Here is a 19137-nt window from a genome sequence, read left to right on the forward strand (position 1 = left end):
CTTCCAGATCCGCGACGGCCGCCGCGTTCGTCGCCGAAATCTGTTCGACGCTGACCAGCCGGTCCGTGATCTCGGTGACAGCGATCCGCACCGGGCTTTCCGGCGACAGGTCGCCAGCGATCAGGTTCGGAGCAGTGAACGGTCCAAAAACCTCGCGCTCGGAGTAGTTCTGGTTCCGCTGATACTGGATCGCGATGAAGTAGGTCGCGCCGGGTTGCAGCCCGTCGATCGGGATGTTCGTGACCGTCGGCGGTCCCTGATAGGCCTGTGTCCACGGCCCATCGGCGCTGGGACCGGTTTCGACGATAATGGCGGTCGCGGTCGCGTTGGAGACAAAACCTGTAAGGTCGAAGCCGGGCTGCTGCGCGCCGCCCGAGGTCGGAGGTCGCGGCGTGATGGTCCAGTCGCCAGCTTCCGGCGGCGTGACGTGGCGAGGATCCACGGGCGTCAGAACCTGGGGCGACGGCGGGGTGGGATTTTGGCCCAGAGCGAAGGGATATTTGCCGTCCGTTTCGCTGACGAACGACACACGAACCACGCCTGTGGCGGCATCGTAATCGGTATTCAGGCACAGGCACTTCAGCCCATCCAGCACGAAGCCCGGCTCGGTGATGGTGAAGGCGTCGCCGGGTCGGATGCGCTGCAGGTGCGGCTTCAGCGGAACGACGCCGGCGATGCCCTCGCGGGTGTTAGCGATCTGCAGCGCGGCCAGCTGCCCGGTCTGGCGAGCGTCGGATACGAAAGGAAAATCGATGCCGCGCGAGCGGGTCCGTCCGCCATCCTCGTCGCGGTAGGCCTGGGCGGTGACCTCGCCGGTCATCGCGGTCATCTGCCAACGATGCGCCGGACTCCAGAACCGGGGGCGCAGCGTGTTGATGCGGTCGATCCGGCTGGCGGCCGTGTCGATCTCCAGCGGCCCCGCCGTGTCGCGAGCCGAGATCGTGACCAGGCTGGCGCGCGGCGCGGCCCGGCTGATGCAACTGATCTTGCCTGCCCGCTGGGCGTAGGTCGCACCGCCGGATTGCAGGAAGGTTTCCAGCACCTGGTGCTTGTCGTCGTCCGTGTTCGGATAGGCCGAAACGGTCCAGCCGTTCGCCTTGGCGATGTTGGAGGCCGACACGAACGCCGGCACGTCCACCCCCGACAGGCGCACGCCGATACCGCCGACCTGATGATCCGTCAGACTGTCGTGCGCCGGCGCGCCTTTGAGCGACGGCCCTTCCCAAAGGCCGAGCGCCCACTTCAGGCCCCAGAGGATCGGACACGTCAGGGTCACCCACGTCGACGCGTCATTGAGCCGGCACGGGCCGTCTCCGCCGGGATAGGTGCTGTCCAGCGTCGGATCCCAGCCTTTCAGGCCGAGAAGCTGGATCAGCGGCTTGATCTCGCCGGTCGGGAAGGCCGAGCCCTTGGAGTTCTCGGCCATGACGATGAGGCCGGCCGCCTTGCCCGACAGCTTGTGCGCCCCCGTCCAGCCCGGAAGCGTGGCGCCCTTTTTCAGACCGCCCGGCGTCGACAGGGCGACCGGCGCAGGCTGGAAGCCCAGCACCGAGCGGAAAAACAGCTCCTGACGATAGGGTTCGGTGACAGCGCCGCCGTTGGCGTCGAACGCCATCGGGTAGTCGTCCGCCATGAAGGACTCGATGGCGGTGATCGGCCCCGCGCCGGACAGGACGAACGGGATCCCGTAATACATCAGGTCCGGGCCGAAGGTGTCCCGGTGAACGACGGAACCTGAGACGCCGACGCGGCCGGCGGCGAACGGAATCGGGCCATCGGGATCGATGACGAACTCGACCTGGCGCGCAGAGGCGCCGACCGTCGGGGAAAACACCGACAAGGCCGAGCTGATCGCGAGGCTGGTCAGGGCGTTGAAGGCGACGGACTTCAGCGTGCCCATGACGGTGGCCTTGGCGGCCGTCGCTGCAGCAGCAGGCGCGGCCTGCGCAATGGCGCTGGCGGCGGCGGGCAGAAGGTGAGGCACTCAGACCCTCCAGGCGCAGACGAACAGATGGGGGATCATGGGCTCGATTTGATCGGACGCCGGATTGAGGCCGAGGACACGCCCGTTATCCAAGGCGACGGTCAGCGAGCAGCCGAACCCGTTGGCCTCGTCCGTCGGCATGGCGATGATGTCGCCCGGCAGCGCCGCCGCCGGCGGAATGCGCTGCAGCCCCATCGCATCGACCAGGTCCACCAGCGAGGCGAACTTGTTGCGCTTCAGGTAGGCGAGCGCCCCACGCCAGGTCTTGTGGCGCGAGGCGTTCAGCAGCTTCGCCGATCGACCCTGTTTGTGCAGCGCATGGGCCGTCAGCTTGCCGCAATCGCGCACGCCGGGCTCGATCGACCTGTAGGCGAAACGGTCCATGCAGGCCTGCGTCGCCGCAGCCCGTTTCAGCATCGTATTCATGTCGGATGACCTCAGTCGGGCAGCAGAGGGACCAGCGACTTCAGAAGCCGCTTGAACACGCCGGGGTTTTCGGGGCGGCTGCGCCACTCCTTCTTCCGGGTGACGCCGTCGACGTAGGACAGCCCGAGCTCGCCGGGCCAGATGAGCTGATGGAAGGCGTTGTTCAGCCGCCAATCGGCGTTCGGCTCCAACTGACGCTCCGCCTGGGTTCCGCATTCCAGCGTTAGGTTCCAGCTGTCGCTGACCTGGAAGCGCGCCTTATCGATCTCGCCGTCGAACTTCAGTTCCGGGATGCCAATGAGAAGACCGGTGTCCAGATCGATCGCGCCTTCCCACCACTGGACCCGCGTGCCCTGAGTAGTCGGCGACGCGAGGGCGGCCGCGGCCGCATCGGACGCCGGCAGGAGGGACAGATCGATGCGAGTGGTCTGCGCTTCAGCGCCGTCCTTGATCGCCGGGACGGTGTCCAGGGCGCCGTAAACGGGGTGGTTCGACACATAGGGTTCCGGCCCATCGCCTTCGCCAGCGTCAAAGACGACAAACCCGCCATCCGTCAGGCCGACAGCGCCGCCCGCCATGCCCAACCGCACCAGCGTCGCCTTGATGAAGGCATGACGCTGAAAGGCCGCGATCAGATTGGCGTCCATCAGCGCTCTCTCACCGTGAAGGACACCGTGACATTGTGGTTGGCGATGATCCGCAGGCCCGAGACATCACGCGCCCAACCCTCGATCATCGGCTGCTCCAGCTCGACGACGTCGTTATCGCCAGGCGGAAAACGCAGCATGGTTTGCAGCGGGACAAGGACCGCCCCGGCGTTAGCGACGACCGTCGTGCGCGCGCGGTAGAGGAAGCGGCGGCCCTGTGTGATGACCGATAGGAACTGTCCTTTTCGAACGGTATAGCCGTTGACCAGGCCGTCGATCGCCAGGCCCCGTCCAGATTGCCCTCCGCCATTGACGCGCGGTGCGCCGGGCGCGCCCGTGACGAGGCCGGGCTGGTAGACTGCCATGACGACCGTGTCGCCTTCGGTCGTCAGGTCGGTCCAGTCCAGGGCGTCGACATAATCCATCTCGCCCATGTCGAACTGGATTTCGTAACGCGTCCCTTTGCGCAGCAGCTCCTGCTCGCCGTCGCCGAACGCGGGGATGAGCATGTTCTTGGCGGAAACCAGATTCACCTCCTGCTCGGCGGGCGGTGTGATCGGCAGCATCATCGGCATCAGCGGCGCCGATTCAGTGTGTAACGCTGGCGGCGCGCCATGTCGGTCGGGACGGTTTCGCGCGACGCCGCGACGCTGGCCGTCGCGGATGAGGCTGACATTTCCTCCATGTTCTGCAGTAGGTCGGATGTCATGACGGCCCCCCGGTTGTCGAACTTCAGCGTCTGGTGAACGATCGGCGGCCCAGAGACGCGCGAGGATCCACCACTCGTCTCGGCCATGGTTTCGCGCAACATCCGCGCCGTCTCGACGGCGCTGGTGACGTGTCCGGATCCACCGATCATGAACAGCTCGGGGCGACCGTGCTCCACCGTGTGGTAGAAGCGGCCGGCCTCGGCCCCGCCGCCGGCCGCCCGGCCGCCGCCGAAAAACGACTTGGCGACGTTGAATGCCGATGACAGCCAGCTCCCAGCGCCGCCGCCCGCCGCGCCGCCAGCGCCAGACTTCATGCCGTTGAACAGGTTGAAGAGCTGGTCCAGGGCGCCGTCCAGCAACCGTTGCTTCAGCTGGTCGCCGATATATTCGCCAATCCGACCCTCGCGGATGGCCTCGGTGACTTCGCGGCCGTAGGACTTGAACTGCGCCCGCAGGCGCTCCGTCTCCTGATGGTCGAACAGTTCGACCCGGCGGGACGCGCCGCGATTGAAAATCGCCATCTGCTGACCGCGCTGCTGGTCATCCAGCTCCGGGTCGTTCTCCAGCTCGAAGGCCTTGCGTTTGCGGGCGATCTCGATCGTCGCGAGCAGGATCTCGCGCTCGATGCGATGACGTTCGGCTTGAGTGCGAACCATCTGCGCATCGATGTCCAGAAGTTCGGTCGCGGACCGGGCGGCGTCCTCGTCGTCCTTCATCCTGCGCGCTGCTAGCTCTCGCCGACGGTTCCAATCAATTATGTCTTTCTTCTTAAGATGAAGCTCTTCCTGACTGACCCGCAGTTGCTCGGCTTCCGCTTCGGTCAGGCCACGCAGCCCTTTCGAGCGAATATACTCCTGCTCTGATCTGGCGATCTCACGCAGCCGAGCCGCACGTTCGAGCTCAAGATCGGCGATCTCGTTGGAAGCTTTATCGTTGATCGACAAGTTCCCCAGACTTACGGAGCGCGCTAGGTCGTCATTCAGTCGCTCTTGCTGCTGCTGCGCTCGCTCCGCTCGCTCACGCCGTTGTTCGGCTTCCCTCGCAGCCTTGTTCGCCGCCGACGATGAGCTTTTCCCGCTATGGCCCTTCGGGTCGAAGCCCCCGCCTTCATTCCAAACCTCGCCAGGCCTCGTCCGAAACATGGCAAGCCGATCAAGGATGTCCGAGCCCAAGGGATGCCAGCGGGCCTCACTTTCAGCGGCGTTCCGTCCCGCCGCCAGATCGCGAACGCGCCTGTTGACCCACATTCCGGCCCGCGTGGCCGGGTTGTCGTCAATGCGATAGTTGTCCATCGCGCTATCGAGCCGGCTCAACCACTGGATCGCGTCGGCGATGTTCTCGACCAGCCCGGCGAAATCATCCGCGAGATCGACCACGGCGACCTTCAAGGCCATTTCGATACGCTGCTGCGCACGCTCCATCGCGCGGTCCGCCTCGTCGAACTTGGCGCGCACATCGTCGCTCATGACCAGGCCGAGATCCCGCGCCTCATTGGAGAGTTCGCGAATACGCTCCGACCCCAGGCGGATGATGGGGAGCGCTTCTTCGACGCCAAGCGTCCTCGCGAATTTCACCTGAGTGGCGCGGTCCTTCACCTGACCCAGGGTATCGGCCAGCAGTATCAGCATGTCGTCTGCCGTGCTGACGTTTTGAAGCTGGGCCTTCGTGATGCCCAGCTCCTCAAAAACGGGCTTGAGCTTGGCATCCCCGATGCCCGCCTTGAACGCTCCGACGACGCCGTTGAGTTTCTCCATATTCCCTTGAAGGCTCTCAACAGAGACGCCCGCTTCGTCGGCGACGTAGCGCCACTCTTGAAGAGACTCCGCGCCGATACCGATGCGGTCGGAGACATCCGTCAACTCCGCCGCGAACGCCATGCCGTCTCGGACCTTCACCAGCGCGACGGCCAATCCGCCCAGCGTCGCGGCGACCGCCAGACCCGCAAACCCGAATGCGCTGAGAGCCGTGCCGGCCGGCCCGACACGTGCGGCGAGGCCTTCGAAGCCCTGTTTCGCTTCGCCAGCGCCAAGCGAAAGCGCGCGAACCGCCGGGTTCGCAGCCCGTTCGCCCAGGGCGATCTCGGCCCACATCTTCTTTCCGCTGTCGCCGACCTGGTCGAAGGTGCGCTTCACCACCTCGCCGCCGGCGACATACAGGCGGATCCCGACGCCGCTGCGTCCGGCCGTGGCGTCAGTCATCGTCGTTATCCTTCTGGTCGGGCGCACGCCGTGCGCGTCGTTCAGTCTTTTCGCGCTTCTTCTCGGCCACGCTCGCGGCGCGCAGGGCGGCGGGCTCGAAGGCGTCCAGCAGCGTCTCCACGATCCACGCCGGCGCATGGCCCATCCGGGCGCGAACGCCATGGCGATCAATGCGGCGCGGCGTCATGCCCCCGCCCGTCCAGGCGCCGGAGCGCTGAACGGCGTCCCACACCTCCGCCCCTTCGACCGTGCGGCAGGCGTGTTCGAAACGCGGGCATCGACGCCCTTTGATCGCGACGCCCTGGCTGCAGGGCGCGGCGACCTTTTGGCAGTTGAAACAGTGGTCGGGGCCTACGCCGTCGTCCCTGGCGCCGAAGAACCAGTCGGCGAGGCCCCGAAGGGCTCCCCCTCGACGATCAACAGCAGAGCCGCCTCCGTCAGGACCGCCATCACCTGGTCGCTTAACGCCTCGTCGAGAAACAGGGCCTGAAGCACTTCGCGTGTGATCGGCGCGGGAACGCCGTCATCGGTCGCAAAGCCTTCCCAACCGGAAACGCCGACCAACGCACATTCGACAGCGGTCAACCATCCAGACACGCCGCTGATGAAGCTGGCATAGCTGGAAGGATCGTCGTCACGCATCCGCTTCCAGGCGCGCACGCCGCCCTCCGGCAAGAGGTCATGCTCGACCAAGAGCGGCAGAAGCTCAGCATCATTCTGCAGGATCGCCTGGGCAGCCGACCGTGCGCGGGTCCATTCCGGCGTGCGCAGCCGCCGGACTGTGATGGTGGCGCCGCGATATTGACCGACCAGAGCCTTTGTGACCGGATCCTTCTTTAAGGCGACGCGGATCATGCGTAGGCCGCCACGTCATTGGTGACGATGATCTGCGCCGCCGCCGCCGCCGCCGTCTGATAAGGCGACCAGTTGATGGTGCGCTCGATCTGACCGGGACCGGTGATCGGGGTCGCACTGGGCGCCAACAGCGCCTGGGGGTGGCGCAGCTTGATCAGGTGACCGCTCTCGACGCCCAGCATGCGGAAGCTGGCGGCGAAGGTGTCCTCTTCCTCTTCCATCTGGTCGAACACGGCGCCGATCGCGCGGAACGAGGCCGAGCCGGAGTGCTGCGCGCCGTTCGGCCGCAGGCTGGACACCGAAGGGGTGGCGCTGAGGAAGATGCCCTCCTGCAGCTGACGGCTGAAGCTGAACGAGCCCGACAACATGTTGCCGGCGGCGACGTCGTCGACCTCGAACAGGGCGCGCAGGATGGGCGCCTCGGTCGGAACGGCGGTGACATCGCCGTCGGGGAAGGCGGTCAGCGTCTTCCGGCGCAGGCCCGCGAGGCTGACGTTCAGGTTGAAGTCCTGGGTGTTCTCGCCCGTGAACTGGGTCGAGAGCTGCGACAGGGTCAGGCCTTCATACACCCGCACGTCGTTCTCGCCGACGCGGACGGCCAGATCGAAATACTGTTCCGTCTTGGATCCGCTTTCGAACAGGTGGTCGAACAGCGGACCGTTGGCGACAGGCGCCGCCGGCGGGCCCATGGCGGCCCGCAGCAGCAACGGCAGCTGGCGCGTGTCGGCGTCGACGACCAGCTCTCCCGTCAGACGGAAGAAGCCCTTACGCGGCCGCGTTGGATCCAAGACATTCTTGCGGATGCCGGGATTGCCCAGCTTGTTCCGCTCGCGCCATTCCTGCGCCGGCGTGATGGTCAGGGACAGGAACTCGAAGTTCTGCCAGACGGTCGGCGCCGTCTGCAGGTTCGCGCGGCGGCCGATGCGGGTTTCGCAGTCGCCGCCATACCAGACATCAGCGGGCATGGATCAGTCCTCCTGGGCGTCGATGACGCCGGCGATGGCCAGGTCGCGCTCGGTCGCGCGGCGGCCCTTGTCGTTGGAAATCGCGCCGTCGACGGCGCTGGCGTTGACCTGATGCAGGCCGGCCTCTGGGGTGACGATCCAGACCAGCCTGGGCTTGGGGCCGGGCTTGTTCGGGGCGTCGGGTTGGGTGTCGTTTTCCGTGGTCATGTCAGGCTCCGGTCAGGGGGTGCGGCCCAGCGCGTCGCCCGAGCGGACGCGGATGGTGAAGGTGATCAGGAAGCTGACGCCGTTCGGCGGCAGCTCGTCATCGGTCTGCTCGCCAAGGACCAGGCGCTCGGCCTTCCCCGACAGGGTCGGGTCATCGTCCTGAAGAAGAGCGAGGGCGAACAGGGCGTCCGCCACCTTGCTCTCGCGGCGGAGTCGCTCCGGGCCCCAGATCGCCAGTTCCAGCTGGCATTGCCGTTCGACGACGTAACGGACCCTCGGGCCGCCCAGCAGTTGCCGAACGGGGGCGGTTCGAACCTTCACCAAGGCCGCCGCCTGGACGAGCGATCGTTCGTCGCCGGTCGGGGTGAAGGGCGCCGGCGGGTCGATCTTCAGGTCGCCGACGGCGACGATGAAGCCGGCCGAGATCAGGGCGTCTGCGATGCTGGCGGCCAGCTGCTGATAGGCGGGTTCAATCATTGCTCGGTCCCGTCAGAAGGCCCTGGCTGGCGGGCTGTTCGAAGTAGCGAATGAACAGCCTGTCGACGGCGGCGGCGGCGTTGCGCTGGGCGCGCTCGCGGATGACGTTGCCGCGCAGCATCCGAGGCAGGCGGGCTTCCTTGACCAGGTAGAAGACGACGATGGTGGTCAGGCCGTTGCCGGTGCGAAGGGCGGTCGCGCTGGCTTTGCGAAACGAGCCCGGGCGGGACGCGCTGGACCGCGCTTCGGCGACCAGCAGCGAGGCCTGGCCTTGGCGATAGATCAGACGCAGCGGTCCAAAGCGCGCTTCGGCGATGGCCAGGGTGTTGTTGCGCTGACCGCTGCGTCCCCCCGGCCGCACGACGCGGCCGGCCGGCCAGACGTCTGGGTTGGGGATGAGAAGGAAATGTCCGTTGGGTGACCGCACGGTCGTCGCCTGCTCGAAGGCGCGCTGCAGGATCGGGAAGGTGGAATAGACCTGGGCGGCGGGGTTCAGCCCCCGGTTCTTGTATTTGCGCAGCCGGATCGTTTTCGTCATCCGACCGGCGTTTCGAAGGCCGGACTGGGCGACGTCCTGTCGCCACTTCGTCTGGGTGTCGCCGGCGTAATCGAACAGGGCGGACTGGATGGCGCCCTCGACGTGTTGAAGCGCGGCGCCTGTTTCCTTGTCGAAGTCTCCGACCAGCGCCGCCTTCAGCTGAGCGAAGGTGGTCACCCCGGCATAACCTCGACGACCCACCAGCGACCATCGCCGGGCGCGGTCGGGGCCTCGGCCACTTGCCAGATGTCGCCCAGGACGCCGCCGGCCAGAACCATCTGGAAGCGGTGATCTTCGCGCAGGCCAGGCACAGCTGCCTTGAGGATGGTGATCACGGGACGAGAGCGGACGAAGCCCATGACCTGAAGTCGGTCGGCGCTGTCGGGCTGGTCCAGCTGCAGTCGCACCGGAAGCGGAGCGACGCCCTCCACCAGATAGAGGGCGTCGTCGCAAAGATGGTCCTCGATCGCGAGATCGAGGCCGGCCAGGTGGTCGCTGAAGTTCATGACGATCTCCTGGCCGGTCAGCCGATCAGGGCTCTTCGCCGTAGCGAAGCTCGGTCAGCAGGGCGGGCTTCTTCCAGATCGGCAGGGCGTTCATCTGGTATTTCCATTCCAGACCCGCGCCGTGCTTCATGACCTCTTCCGAGAAGTGGACCAGGTCATCGACGCCGGCGACCGAACCGTTCAGTTCGCGCACGTCCAGCGGCGGGGCCGCATAGGTGGTGTGCGCGTCGATCGTGCCGGTCGGATAGGCGACGCCCTGCGTGTCCGACAGCAGCTGCGTCGTTCCTTCGTCGCCCCACAGCTTCACCTTCGCGCGATACTCGCGGAAGACGACGCCATTGAGCTCGATCTTGCGACGGAAGCCCTCGGCCGACCGTTCGCGCTGCTGGTTCAGCAGCAGCTGCAGCATGGCCGGCGTGTTGGCGAAGAACTTCTCGACCGAGGGGTGCGAGATGATCTTGCTGTAGAACTTGGCCGAGATGCGCGATTCCAGGCCGTCCATGGTGTCGTTGACCAGGCCGTCCTCGGTGCCGGCGATAATCTCCTCGATGGCGCCGGGGACGTCGAAGTTCGGGTCATCCAGGTCGAAATAGACCACCCGCTTCTCGACGCCGAAAACGTCATACAGGTCATAGAGCAGGGTATTGGCGCCATCGCGGATCTGGCCCTTCAGCGCCGACATCTTCATCACTTCGCGGGTGATGTCGAACTTCAGCCGATTGCGCTTGTGACGCGTCTCGACCCGGTTCGTGATCGCCTCGTCCGGCACGTTCGTCCGGGCCGCATAGGCCTGCCAGTCGCGCAGATCGTTGGCCAGGACGCTGTCTTCGTGGCTGACGTTGGGGATCTGGAAAATCACCGCGCGGCCGCCGTCGTGGCGCGCGATCGTCGAGGGGCGGCCACCCTCGGTGACCGGCAGGGCCGTGATGACGCCGTCATGGATATCCACCCGCACGAAGGGCGTGGACAGCCCCTCCGCAGGGAACATTCCATCAGCGTTGAGCTGGCCGAAGGTGTCGGGGATGGAGTTTATGAGGCCGGCATGTTCGGCGGCGGTGATCGGCAGCATTGCGCCGCTGTTCAGCAGTTCTTCGGGATCCATGGGGAGCCCTCCTTTTCAAGGTGTGTGAAGGAAAGGCCCCCCGAGAGCGGCCGTCAGTCGTCCGTCAGCCGGACACGCGGCACTGGATGCCCAGGGCCGCCAGCCGCGCGTAAGCGGCGGTCTTCTGCAGGTCGGTCGTGCCGGCCGGCCAGGCGATGGCCTCACGGCGGGCGACGACGGGGCCGCGCGCCAGCACGGTGATCTCGACGTCCGTCCCGATCGGAGCCTCGGCTGCGAACAGGTTGACGCCGCTGATCACCTGCGATCCGTCGGTAGCGGTCGGCGACCAGGCCACGTCCTTCGTCGATCCCGGCGCATAGGCGACGGTGATCTCCCGTCGGTCGCCGGCGACGAAGTCGGTGGCGCCGTCGGCCTGGGTGAAGTTGATCGTGCCGTTGTAGGCGACACCCACGTTGCCGGTGCCGTCGATCGATCCATCCGGGCGGATCACCTGGAAGGTGCCCGCATTGGCGGCAGGCTCGATGAACAGGACTTGATAGACGCCGGCCGGTGCGCCGGCGTCGGCGGTCAAGGCGTTGACGGCGCCGTTGCCGGTGCCGACAACCGCGCCGGCCGTGACCGTCGCAGCGCCGGTCGGAATGCTGGCGACCAGAGCGAACCGGGCCAGGGCTCGGACCGTTCCGACGCCGGCCGCAAGCGTGCGCTTGTCGGTCGTGAACGTCGGATCATATTCCGAATGGATGAAGTCGCTGAGGCCGGAAAGCCCGGTCTCGAAAGAATAGGCCTTCATGACGGCCTCCTATGTCAGGGGTCAGGGAATGACCGGATCGAGACCAGCTCCGGCCGGCTGGACGGGTCAGGCCGAGGCCTTGGCCCCGCGATTCTTCTCGATGCGGGCCGCGATCGAGGCGCTCATGCCGCTCGCGGACTTCGTGGCGTCAGGCTTGAGACGCCGGGCGTTCGCCATGGCGGCGTCGAGACGCCCGGTGCGGCCGTTGGCCATGGCGCCGACGCTGGCCTTGAACTGGGCGAGGGTCTGACCCGATGCGATCGCAGCGGTGGCCATGGCGGGATGCGCCTTGGCCTCGGCCGAGCTGGCGATGGCGACGGCGTCGGAAGGCTTGTCTTCCTTGTCGTCTTCATCGCTCTCGCTTTCGGGATCGTCCTGCTCGTCGTCCGCCTCATCGGTGTCGGACTTGGCCGGGTCTGCGGCGTCGGCGTCCTCATCCTCGTCGTTGGTGACATCAGCGGCGGCGTTCGCCTTGGCCTTGGCGAGATTGGCCTTGGCGAGTGAGAACGCCTTCTGGGCTTGGGCGACCTGGGCGGCCGCAGCGGGCTTGCGGGTGGGCTGGGCCATGACGGCCTCCTTGGCTGCAGTTGCCGCGCGCGCCCCTGACGCGGCGGCGGGTTTTGTCTCGTCCGCAGGGGCGGAAACGTGGGCGACCAGCTGGGCGAAGGCCTCCTCCTCGGTCGCGATGGCGTCGACCAGGCCGAGCGCCAGGCCGGAGCGCTCCGGGTCGGCGTGCTGCGCCATGAAGGCGTCCGCGCGCAGGGCCATCAGCTTCTCGTTGGTCAGTTGAGGGCGGCCGGCCTCGAGGTCGGCGAAGAAGGTCTGGCCCAGCTCATTGATGTCGGCCTGCCAGGCGGCGCGGCCGGCGTCGCTGAGCGCCTTCCAGCGGCCGCCCTCGGTCTTCAGCGCCCCTTCGGGGAACTCGATAGTGGTGATCTCGATGCCGGCCTTGTTCAGAGCCGCGCTGTGGTTTTCGTGGCCGACGACGGCGCCGCACGATCCGACGTAGGCGAACTGGCCCGCGATCGCGTGGTCGCCTGACGCCAAGATCCAATAGCCGGCCGAGCAGGCCATGCGGGCATAGACCCAGATCGGCTTGCCGCCGGCGGCCTCGCGCGCGCTGCGCATGTAGGCCGCTAGTTCCGGCAGGCCGCTGCCGGCGACGCCGCCGGGCGTGTCCAGGACCAGGAAGATCCCGCGAACCCGAGCGTCGGCCATGGCCTCGCGCATGGCCAGCAACAGGGTGTCATAGCCGTGCCAGACCTGGCCGCAGAACTCGTCGCCGCGTTCGACCAGGACGGTATCGCAGCAGATCAGCGCCACGCCGTCCTTCAACGACCAGCAGAAGCCGGTGTCCTCGACATCGCCCAGCCAACGCGGCGAGTAGGCCAGCTGCTCTTCCATGGGGATGGTCGGCTCGACGTCGTCATCGTGCATGGCGAACGGCGTGCGCCTCTCCAGGCCGACATCGGCCTTGCCGCCATTGGACAGGCCGACGCGGCGCAGCAGGGCGCTGATCCGACCGGGACGTTCGAAGGCGCGGGCGTCGATCGTGCGGATGCGGTGCGCCAGCTGCTCGGCCGCCTCAGCGGTCATCAGCAAGGGCCGGCCCGCGTAACGCGAGGCCAGGAGAGCGATGTCGGTCATGTCTGTCTTTCGATCAGGCCGCGCGAGCGTCCAGCGCGGCGTCATGGGCGGGGTCACGTGAGCGATCGGCGACCTTGACCAGCGCCGCGCCGCCATGCGCCGTCAGTCCCAGTTCTTCAGCCTTGGCCAGCTCGCGAGCGCGCTGCTCCATGACTTCTTCCCAGTCGCGGCCCTGGTCGTTGCACTCGTCTTCCAGGGTCGATTGGCCGGCCTCGACGCGCGCGGCGGCCGCGTCGATTTCCTTCGTCGGATCGATGTAGCCCCGGCCGGGGCCGATGCAGTGGATCTGGCAGTAGGCGTCGATCGCGTCATAGAAATCAGGCGCGCCCTCGGGCACCTGGACATAGCCACGGTCAAAGGCCTCTTCCGCCCAGGCGACGACGAAGGGGCGGACGAGCTGATCTTCCAGCAGGCCCATCATGGCCACGGTGTCGGACCAGGCGTGGACCATGGCGGCGCGGGCCGACGAATAGTTCACCTGCGAGAAGTCCATCGTGACTTCCTCATAGGTCTGGCCCAGCGCGGCCGAGATCAGGCGCAGGATCGATCGGGTGAAGGCGTCGAAGCTGCCGACGTCCTTCGCGGCCGTCTGCAGCTGCAGTTCGTCGCCGTAGGGCAGGACCGGCACGGTGGCGCCGCTGGCGAGGCTGATCGGGTTCTTTTCGTAATACTCTTGGCGCCAAGCCTCGAGGTTCTTCATCTCCTTCGTTTCGAAGCTTTCGCTCACGGCCTCGGGGCCGGAGTTGGACTTCATGAAGGCGACGATCAGGGCGTTGATCGTGGCGCTCTGCAGGGTGGCGTCCGTGAACTTCGACAGGGCGCGGAAACTCTTCAGCACCGAGGCGAACCGGCTGACGCCGCGCGTCTGACCGGCGCGCTGCGGTTCGAAGACGTGGAAGACCTGGGGGCGGCCCCACTCGGTCCAGCGTTCAAAGCCGGTCCAATTGAACTGGCCGGGACCGGCGAAGTCGGTCGGGTGACGCTCGCGGATCCAATACCGCATCGGCACGCCGGCGAAGTTCGTCTCGATGCCGGCGCGCAGATTGTCCTTGTCCGGACGGCCGTTCGGATTGGTCAGGCGGTCGGGATCGACCAGGCGAAGCCGGGTGCGATAGCGGGTCTGCTCATCGTCAGCCCACTCCGCCAGACCGAGCGCTTCGCCGTCTGCGCCCGCCAGGTGCCAGACCGCCAGGCGCAGCTGCTGGCCGAACGACAGCTTGCGTTCGGCGTCGGACTGAAAGGCGTGTCCGTAGGCGTAAAGTTTGAACTCGTTCGTTAGGTCCGCGCCGAGCTGGCGCGCCGCTTCCAGCGTGATGCCGAGTGCGCGCGCGTTGGGGCGGAATTTGACCTGCCAACCCTTGCCGACAACGGCGTTCACGCGTCGCGGAACGGAGGAGGCGGCGACCGGGTCGTTGCGGATCCGCTCGCGGATGCGGGCGGTGAGTGCGCCGCGCGCTGGCAGGAGGTCGCGGTCTGCCGAGCGGAGGTGCGCCGGCCATTCCGAGAAATACGTCCCGCCACTTCCGGCGCCTTCATAGGCGAGCGGATAGCCCCCGGCCATGGCCGGAGCCGTGGTCGCCACGCTGGCGCTTGCGCGAGCGCGAGCGACTTCGAAGCGAGAGATTGATCGCCCGTCAGGGGCGACCAATCCGGTGGGGGCCAGGGGCGCGCGCATGGGGCGGCTTAGGCCTTCTTGTCAGCTGGCGCGGCGGCGGCTTCGATCGCCGAAACGCGCTCCGTGAGAGCATCCAGATTGTCGAGGCGCTCGCTGATCTTATCAACGGCGCCGGACAGTGCGGTCAGCGTGTCGGTGGCGGCTCGCAGGCCCTCATCCACGCCCGTGAAGCGATCCTTCAAGGCGGCGTTGAAAGCTTCGAACTGTTCGCGGATCCAGGCATCGTCATAGCCGCCAGTCTGTTCCTGGCTGAGATCGACCAAGCCTGCCAGCGGTGCGAAGGCCGGACCGTCCAATGCAGCGGCGAACTCCTGCTGCGCTGCCGACAGGCGATCCGTCAGCGCCACGGGCATGGGCGAACTCGGGAAGCGAGCGACCGCCAGCATGGCCGTGACCAACGCCAGAAGCGCGCCGACAGCAGGCAAATCCTTTAGGGCGGTCAGGGCGATATCGCCATGCGCTTCGGCGGGCGGCGCCGTTTCCGGCGAGGGTGTGCGTGTCGTGCGGCTCATGATGGCCTCCGTTGATGATGATGTCCGGGTGTGACGGCCTTCACCGGTCTACGACGCGCCTTTCGACGCCCGCGCCCCCGGTGTTGACGATTGCTCGCAGGACCGCCGATCCGACCTCAAACCCGGGGCGGGTCGGTAAGGAATAGGGCGCGGGTGTGGGGCTATAGGCTGAAGCGGAGGGCGCCCCGCCGGCGCACGGTCTGGCCGGCGGGCAGGAGCGACTTGGCCTCGAGGTCGGCGATGGCCTGTTCCAGCTTGGGCAGATCCGCCTTCGTATATTCGACGTTGCGGCCGGCGCTGCTGACCTTGGCGACCTGCTTGCCCGTGATCAGGTCAGCCCAGGCGGCCCGGAACTTCGTCAACATCGCTTGCTCTTCGACCGACAGCGCCATCAGAAGTCCCACTTGCTCTTCGCCGAAGGTGGCGCTTCAGGCGCGCCGGCGGCGGGTTTCGATGTCGGCCGTTCCCACAACTCTTCCAGTCCGGCCTGGCCGGTCTGGCGGCGCCGGGCAAGATCCAGCCAGTCGGGTTCCGCGCCGGGGACGCCAATGCCGATCGAGGCGGCGAGGGCGCGGTTATAGACCCAGAGGTCCATCTCTTCGTTGCGACGCCGAACCCGAACCCAGGCCTCGTCCTTGACCACGCCGGTCTTGCTGTCCTGGACGGTGACCAGGGCCTCGCCGGTCAGCTCCTCAAAGAAATCTCGCTCCAGCCAACCCGGCCAGTGCGGACGGCCGGGAGCACGCAGGCCTTTGTCACCTTCCAGGCTCAGCGGGATCGCTTCGTTGAGCAGCGCCCGCTTCAGATCCCAGGTGCCGACCCGCCAGGTGCGACAGGAAACGATCGTCCCGTCATCGCCCTGGAGCTTCTGGCGCTGCTGCGCCTTTCGCAATGGCATCCGGCCCCACCCGTCGGCGCCATCCAGCGCCTTCGATTTCGCATGCGCGGAGCAGTAGGCGTAGACGTGATAGGTGCCGTAACCGGAATCGACGCCGACGACCTCGGTGGCGACCGATCCGCCATCTTCATGCGGCCAGATCCTGCGCTCCAGCGCCGCGATCTCGGTCCAGATGTTGGCGTCGGGCGGGCTGCCATCGATGCGCCCCTTGTCGAAGGGAACATGCTCAGCCCCCGGCCCCCAGGCATAGGCGGTCCACTGCGCCCAGTCGCCGTTGAGGTCGACGGCGATGGTGACGATCTCATATCCCGAGGGAACGACGCCCTTCGTGAACTTCGTATCCCGGCGATCCAACAGCTTGTCGACGTCCGCCTGCTGGATCGTGACTTCATAGGCCTCGCCGAAAATCTGCTGATGCAGCGCGATCTTGTCCTTCTCGTCGCCGTCTTCCGCGTCGCGGATCTGCTGCGCAATGAACGCCCAGTCGACGGCGCCCGAAACGACCTGCCAAGCGTGATAGCTGGGCTGGCGACCTTCGACTGGGCGGGCGCGCCACTGGTCGAACTCGTCGGCCCGGATGAAGGCGCCGGGGGCGGGGTTGTCGACCAGCTCGGACGGGAAGGTCGGGATCCAGCCGCCGCGCACGGCGTGCGCGTTTCGATAGGGATGGCAGGCCGCGACCATCTCGGCCTTATGACGGTGCTCGATGTCCGCGCCACATCCGGGACAGGTGAAGTGCGGCGTCTCGCCCTTTGCGATGCCCATCATCGCGTCGCGATCGAGCCGGAGAAGGACGCCGCCGGGCAGATGCGCGCAGTGCGGGCAGGGCAGATAGAGCCGGCGCTGGTCCCCGGCCAGGAAATCCATCGTCACCGGGCAACCGGTCAGCTGGCCGCCGTTCTCTTCGTCGCGGCGCACCAGGCCGGGCGTCGAGTTGTGAAACGTCTTGGCACCCGCGAGCTCCCACTGCAGCTGGCGCATGGCGATCTGTTTGTGCGGGTCGCCACGGTCGCCGACCGACAGCTTCCAGTTCGGCGTCTCCTCCTTCACCACTAGGCAGAAGGTCAGCATCTGAAGCGCCTTGGCCGTCTCGGTTCCGAAGAACTGGCCGTAGCCGCCGGCGAAACGCTTGTAGGTGCTGGTCGAACCCTGCTCGTCGCGCGATGTGACCGCGCGGATCTTCCGCTTCAGCTCCGGCGTGGAGTCGACCAGCGGCTGCCACTTCGTCCGGTTATACTTCAGGGCCTCTTCAGCGCTGGGAAGGGCTACGCACCACGGCCGCGATATGGCCGTCGAGTAATAAAGGGTGGCGATGACGCCGATCGTCGTCTTGGCGATCTGCGCGGATCCGACAAAGGTCACCGTGCGCGCCGGATCGTCGGGGTGGAGGCGATCCAGCGGCTCGATCAAAGGCTCGAAGCCGTCCCAGGACAGCAGCCCTTCGCGCGTCGTGCCGGTCTCGCCGGGAATGTTCACCCGGCCGTTCGCCCAGGCGCTGATCTGCTCGTCGGCCGCAGGCGTGATCGCCGTGGCCAAACCGAGCAGGAGCGCAGCCGCCTGGGCGGCGATGTCCCTGCTAGTGAACAGCGCCATTAGGCCGCTGCCTGCTCCGGTTCGACGATGTCACCGGCCAGCTTCTGCAGCTTGCCGACCAGGTCGTTCAGCAACGCCGTGTCGGCGGCCTTCAGCGCGAGCTCCATCGGGCGCTGTTCACTGATGCCGACGAGCTGCGTCGCCAAGGTGCGGCGCCGGCGCTCGAGGCCCTGCAGGAACGCGACGCCGATGGCATCGATCGCCATGCTGGTCGCAGCGCGCGATAACAGCTCGCCTTTCCGCTCGGCCAGATCGAGCTCGAGCTTTTCGACTTCCAGATCGCGCTTGCGCGAGCCGACGACGGGAGCGGCGGGCGTCGGCGCGGGGGCGGCATTAAAGGCCGGGCGACTATCCTGGACGGACAGCGACTGGGCGCGGGCGACGGCCAGCGCCTCATAGTCGACCTCCGTCACACGATTGCGGGCGTCACGTCGCACCGGGACGTCGGGGTTACGATCGATGAACCGCGAGATCGACGATTTGTTGACGGCGCGGCCCGCCTCGCCCTCTAGCCGGGCGGCCTCGCTGACGCTGACCCAGCGGCTCGCGCTCGGTGCTTCGAGGAGGAAGGCGTTGCTCATGCCGTTGCGCTCCCTGTTGCGCCCGCAACGCCTGTTGCACCGCCTGCAACATCGCTCACTAGGGAACGAACATGCCCCAGCTGCCCGTATACGGTTTGGGTCGGGGGGAAGGACCCGTGAAGCCGTTGGCGCGGTGCAAGTGGTTGATCTCCATTGAAAAACCCGCCTTCGCGTCGCGCTGGCGGGTCGTTCAGGATGGAGGTGGGCTGGATGGCTACCGCACTGCGCGTCAGGTCCCTGACGGCAGCGGAATGATCTGGCGCGAATCACGCCCTAGCAACTTGAATAGGACCGCAGCCCGGTTTCCGTCAACCATCTCTTCGAAGATCATCTCATAGTCGGCAGTCGGTCCAGTGTAGCGCAGCTTGTCGCCCCGGCGATACTTGCTGGGCAGCGAAGCGGCCAGGGCGGCCTCGGCCTGACGGTCGCCGTGCTTCAGCACGACAAGGCCGTTCACCTCGCGTGACTGGATCTCTTCGATGAACTTCGACGGGATCGGGTTCGGCCGGGCGGCCTCGCCGGTGCCGCGCATGATCACCTCGGTCACGCCCATGGTCGAGAACAGAGCGCGCCAACGCTCCTGGTCCAGGTCGATCGACACGAACAGGTAGCGCGGGATCATCGGGCGATTGGCAGGGGCGATGCCGTTCCGGACCCGAGCGCCAGGGGGAGGCGGGACCATCGGCAGGTAAACCTCGAAGCCCTGTTGCTTCAGCTGGTATTGCGCCATCCGCTCCTGGTTGACGTGGGTGACCACGACATACCAGCGCTTGCCTTGAGGGGCGGATTGTTCGGCGGACGCGGTCACTGGGTAGGCCCTTTCTTTGACTGGATGGGCGTCCCACGGTGTCCCGCAAGGCTGTCC

General features: G+C 66.7%; 21 protein-coding genes. All 21 read right to left on the reverse strand.

The annotated features are described in order from the left end of the window. The coding region (locus RTU05_RS03290; protein ID WP_312595667.1) for a hypothetical protein at positions 1 to 1984 on the reverse strand (1984 nt) is incomplete at its 3' end. Continuing rightward, positions 1985 to 2410, reverse strand: a complete 426-nt coding sequence (locus tag RTU05_RS03295) for a DUF6950 family protein (RefSeq protein ID WP_312595669.1) — start codon at positions 2408 to 2410, stop codon at positions 1985 to 1987. It lies immediately after the preceding gene. Positions 2411 to 2421: 11 nt separating this feature from the next. Further along, entirely contained in the window at positions 2422 to 3057 is a 636-nt protein-coding gene (locus RTU05_RS03300; RefSeq protein WP_312595671.1) for a hypothetical protein, read from the reverse strand. Continuing rightward, on the reverse strand, positions 3057 to 3632 hold the full coding sequence (locus RTU05_RS03305; protein WP_312595673.1) for a hypothetical protein: 576 nt from the start codon (positions 3630 to 3632) through the stop codon (positions 3057 to 3059). The genes RTU05_RS03300 and RTU05_RS03305 overlap by 1 nt, the downstream gene beginning before the upstream one ends. After that, positions 3632 to 5965: a hypothetical protein gene (locus RTU05_RS03310; RefSeq protein WP_312595675.1), complete on the reverse strand. Its 2334-nt coding sequence runs from the start codon at positions 5963 to 5965 to the stop codon at positions 3632 to 3634. Before RTU05_RS03310 ends, RTU05_RS03305 begins: the two co-directional genes overlap by 1 nt. Beyond that, complete coding sequence (locus RTU05_RS03315) at positions 5958 to 6197, reverse strand: hypothetical protein (protein ID WP_312595676.1); 240 nt, start codon at positions 6195 to 6197, stop codon at positions 5958 to 5960. The genes RTU05_RS03310 and RTU05_RS03315 overlap by 8 nt, the downstream gene beginning before the upstream one ends. 119 nt (positions 6198 to 6316) lie before the next feature. Continuing rightward, the gene (locus tag RTU05_RS03320; RefSeq protein WP_312595678.1) at positions 6317 to 6820 is read right to left on the reverse strand and encodes a hypothetical protein; all 504 of its coding nucleotides are present in this window, start codon (positions 6818 to 6820) and stop codon (positions 6317 to 6319) included. Further along, positions 6817 to 7785, reverse strand: coding sequence for a phage tail tube protein (locus tag RTU05_RS03325; protein WP_312595680.1), 969 nt, complete (start codon positions 7783 to 7785; stop codon positions 6817 to 6819). The genes RTU05_RS03320 and RTU05_RS03325 overlap by 4 nt, the downstream gene beginning before the upstream one ends. A gap of 3 nt (positions 7786 to 7788) precedes the next feature. Continuing rightward, complete coding sequence (locus tag RTU05_RS03330; protein ID WP_312595682.1) at positions 7789 to 7992, reverse strand: hypothetical protein; 204 nt, start codon at positions 7990 to 7992, stop codon at positions 7789 to 7791. 12 nt (positions 7993 to 8004) lie between these two features. After that, positions 8005 to 8469, reverse strand: coding sequence for a hypothetical protein (locus RTU05_RS03335; RefSeq protein ID WP_312595684.1), 465 nt, complete (start codon positions 8467 to 8469; stop codon positions 8005 to 8007). Further along, a complete protein-coding gene (locus tag RTU05_RS03340) occupies positions 8462 to 9184 on the reverse strand; it encodes a DUF6441 family protein (protein ID WP_312595686.1) in 723 nt (240 codons plus the stop codon). The genes RTU05_RS03335 and RTU05_RS03340 overlap by 8 nt, the downstream gene beginning before the upstream one ends. After that, the gene (locus RTU05_RS03345; protein ID WP_312595687.1) at positions 9181 to 9513 is read right to left on the reverse strand and encodes a hypothetical protein; all 333 of its coding nucleotides are present in this window, start codon (positions 9511 to 9513) and stop codon (positions 9181 to 9183) included. Before RTU05_RS03345 ends, RTU05_RS03340 begins: the two co-directional genes overlap by 4 nt. Before the next feature lie 25 nt (positions 9514 to 9538). Then, a complete protein-coding gene (locus RTU05_RS03350; RefSeq protein WP_312595689.1) occupies positions 9539 to 10615 on the reverse strand; it encodes a major capsid protein in 1077 nt (358 codons plus the stop codon). 64 nt (positions 10616 to 10679) lie between these two features. Beyond that, positions 10680 to 11366, reverse strand: coding sequence for a head decoration protein (locus RTU05_RS03355; RefSeq protein ID WP_312595691.1), 687 nt, complete (start codon positions 11364 to 11366; stop codon positions 10680 to 10682). Between the two features lie 66 nt (positions 11367 to 11432). Continuing rightward, on the reverse strand, positions 11433 to 13013 hold the full coding sequence (locus RTU05_RS03360) for a S49 family peptidase (RefSeq protein WP_312595693.1): 1581 nt from the start codon (positions 13011 to 13013) through the stop codon (positions 11433 to 11435). Between the two features lie 13 nt (positions 13014 to 13026). After that, positions 13027 to 14595 carry a phage portal protein gene (locus RTU05_RS03365; protein ID WP_312595696.1) on the reverse strand — a complete coding sequence of 523 codons (1569 nt, stop codon included), beginning with the start codon at positions 14593 to 14595 and terminating at the stop codon, positions 13027 to 13029. A gap of 101 nt (positions 14596 to 14696) precedes the next feature. Continuing rightward, positions 14697 to 15200 (reverse strand): hypothetical protein, encoded by a 504-nt coding sequence (locus tag RTU05_RS03370; protein ID WP_312595697.1) that lies wholly within the window; start codon positions 15198 to 15200, stop codon positions 14697 to 14699. A 161-nt stretch (positions 15201 to 15361) separates the two neighbouring features. Beyond that, on the reverse strand, positions 15362 to 15592 hold the full coding sequence (gene gpW / locus RTU05_RS03375; RefSeq protein WP_312595698.1) for a gpW family head-tail joining protein: 231 nt from the start codon (positions 15590 to 15592) through the stop codon (positions 15362 to 15364). After that, entirely contained in the window at positions 15592 to 17691 is a 2100-nt protein-coding gene (locus RTU05_RS03380; RefSeq protein ID WP_312595699.1) for a terminase gpA endonuclease subunit, read from the reverse strand. Before RTU05_RS03380 ends, gpW begins: the two co-directional genes overlap by 1 nt. Next, positions 17691 to 18272 (reverse strand): hypothetical protein, encoded by a 582-nt coding sequence (locus RTU05_RS03385; RefSeq protein ID WP_312595700.1) that lies wholly within the window; start codon positions 18270 to 18272, stop codon positions 17691 to 17693. The genes RTU05_RS03380 and RTU05_RS03385 overlap by 1 nt, the downstream gene beginning before the upstream one ends. A gap of 229 nt (positions 18273 to 18501) precedes the next feature. Further along, the gene (locus RTU05_RS03390) at positions 18502 to 19080 is read right to left on the reverse strand and encodes a transcription termination/antitermination NusG family protein (RefSeq protein WP_312595701.1); all 579 of its coding nucleotides are present in this window, start codon (positions 19078 to 19080) and stop codon (positions 18502 to 18504) included. Positions 19081 to 19137: the final 57 nt, after the last annotated feature.

The organism is Brevundimonas sp., assembly GCF_032017145.1.
GTDB lineage: Bacteria > Pseudomonadota > Alphaproteobacteria > Caulobacterales > Caulobacteraceae > Brevundimonas.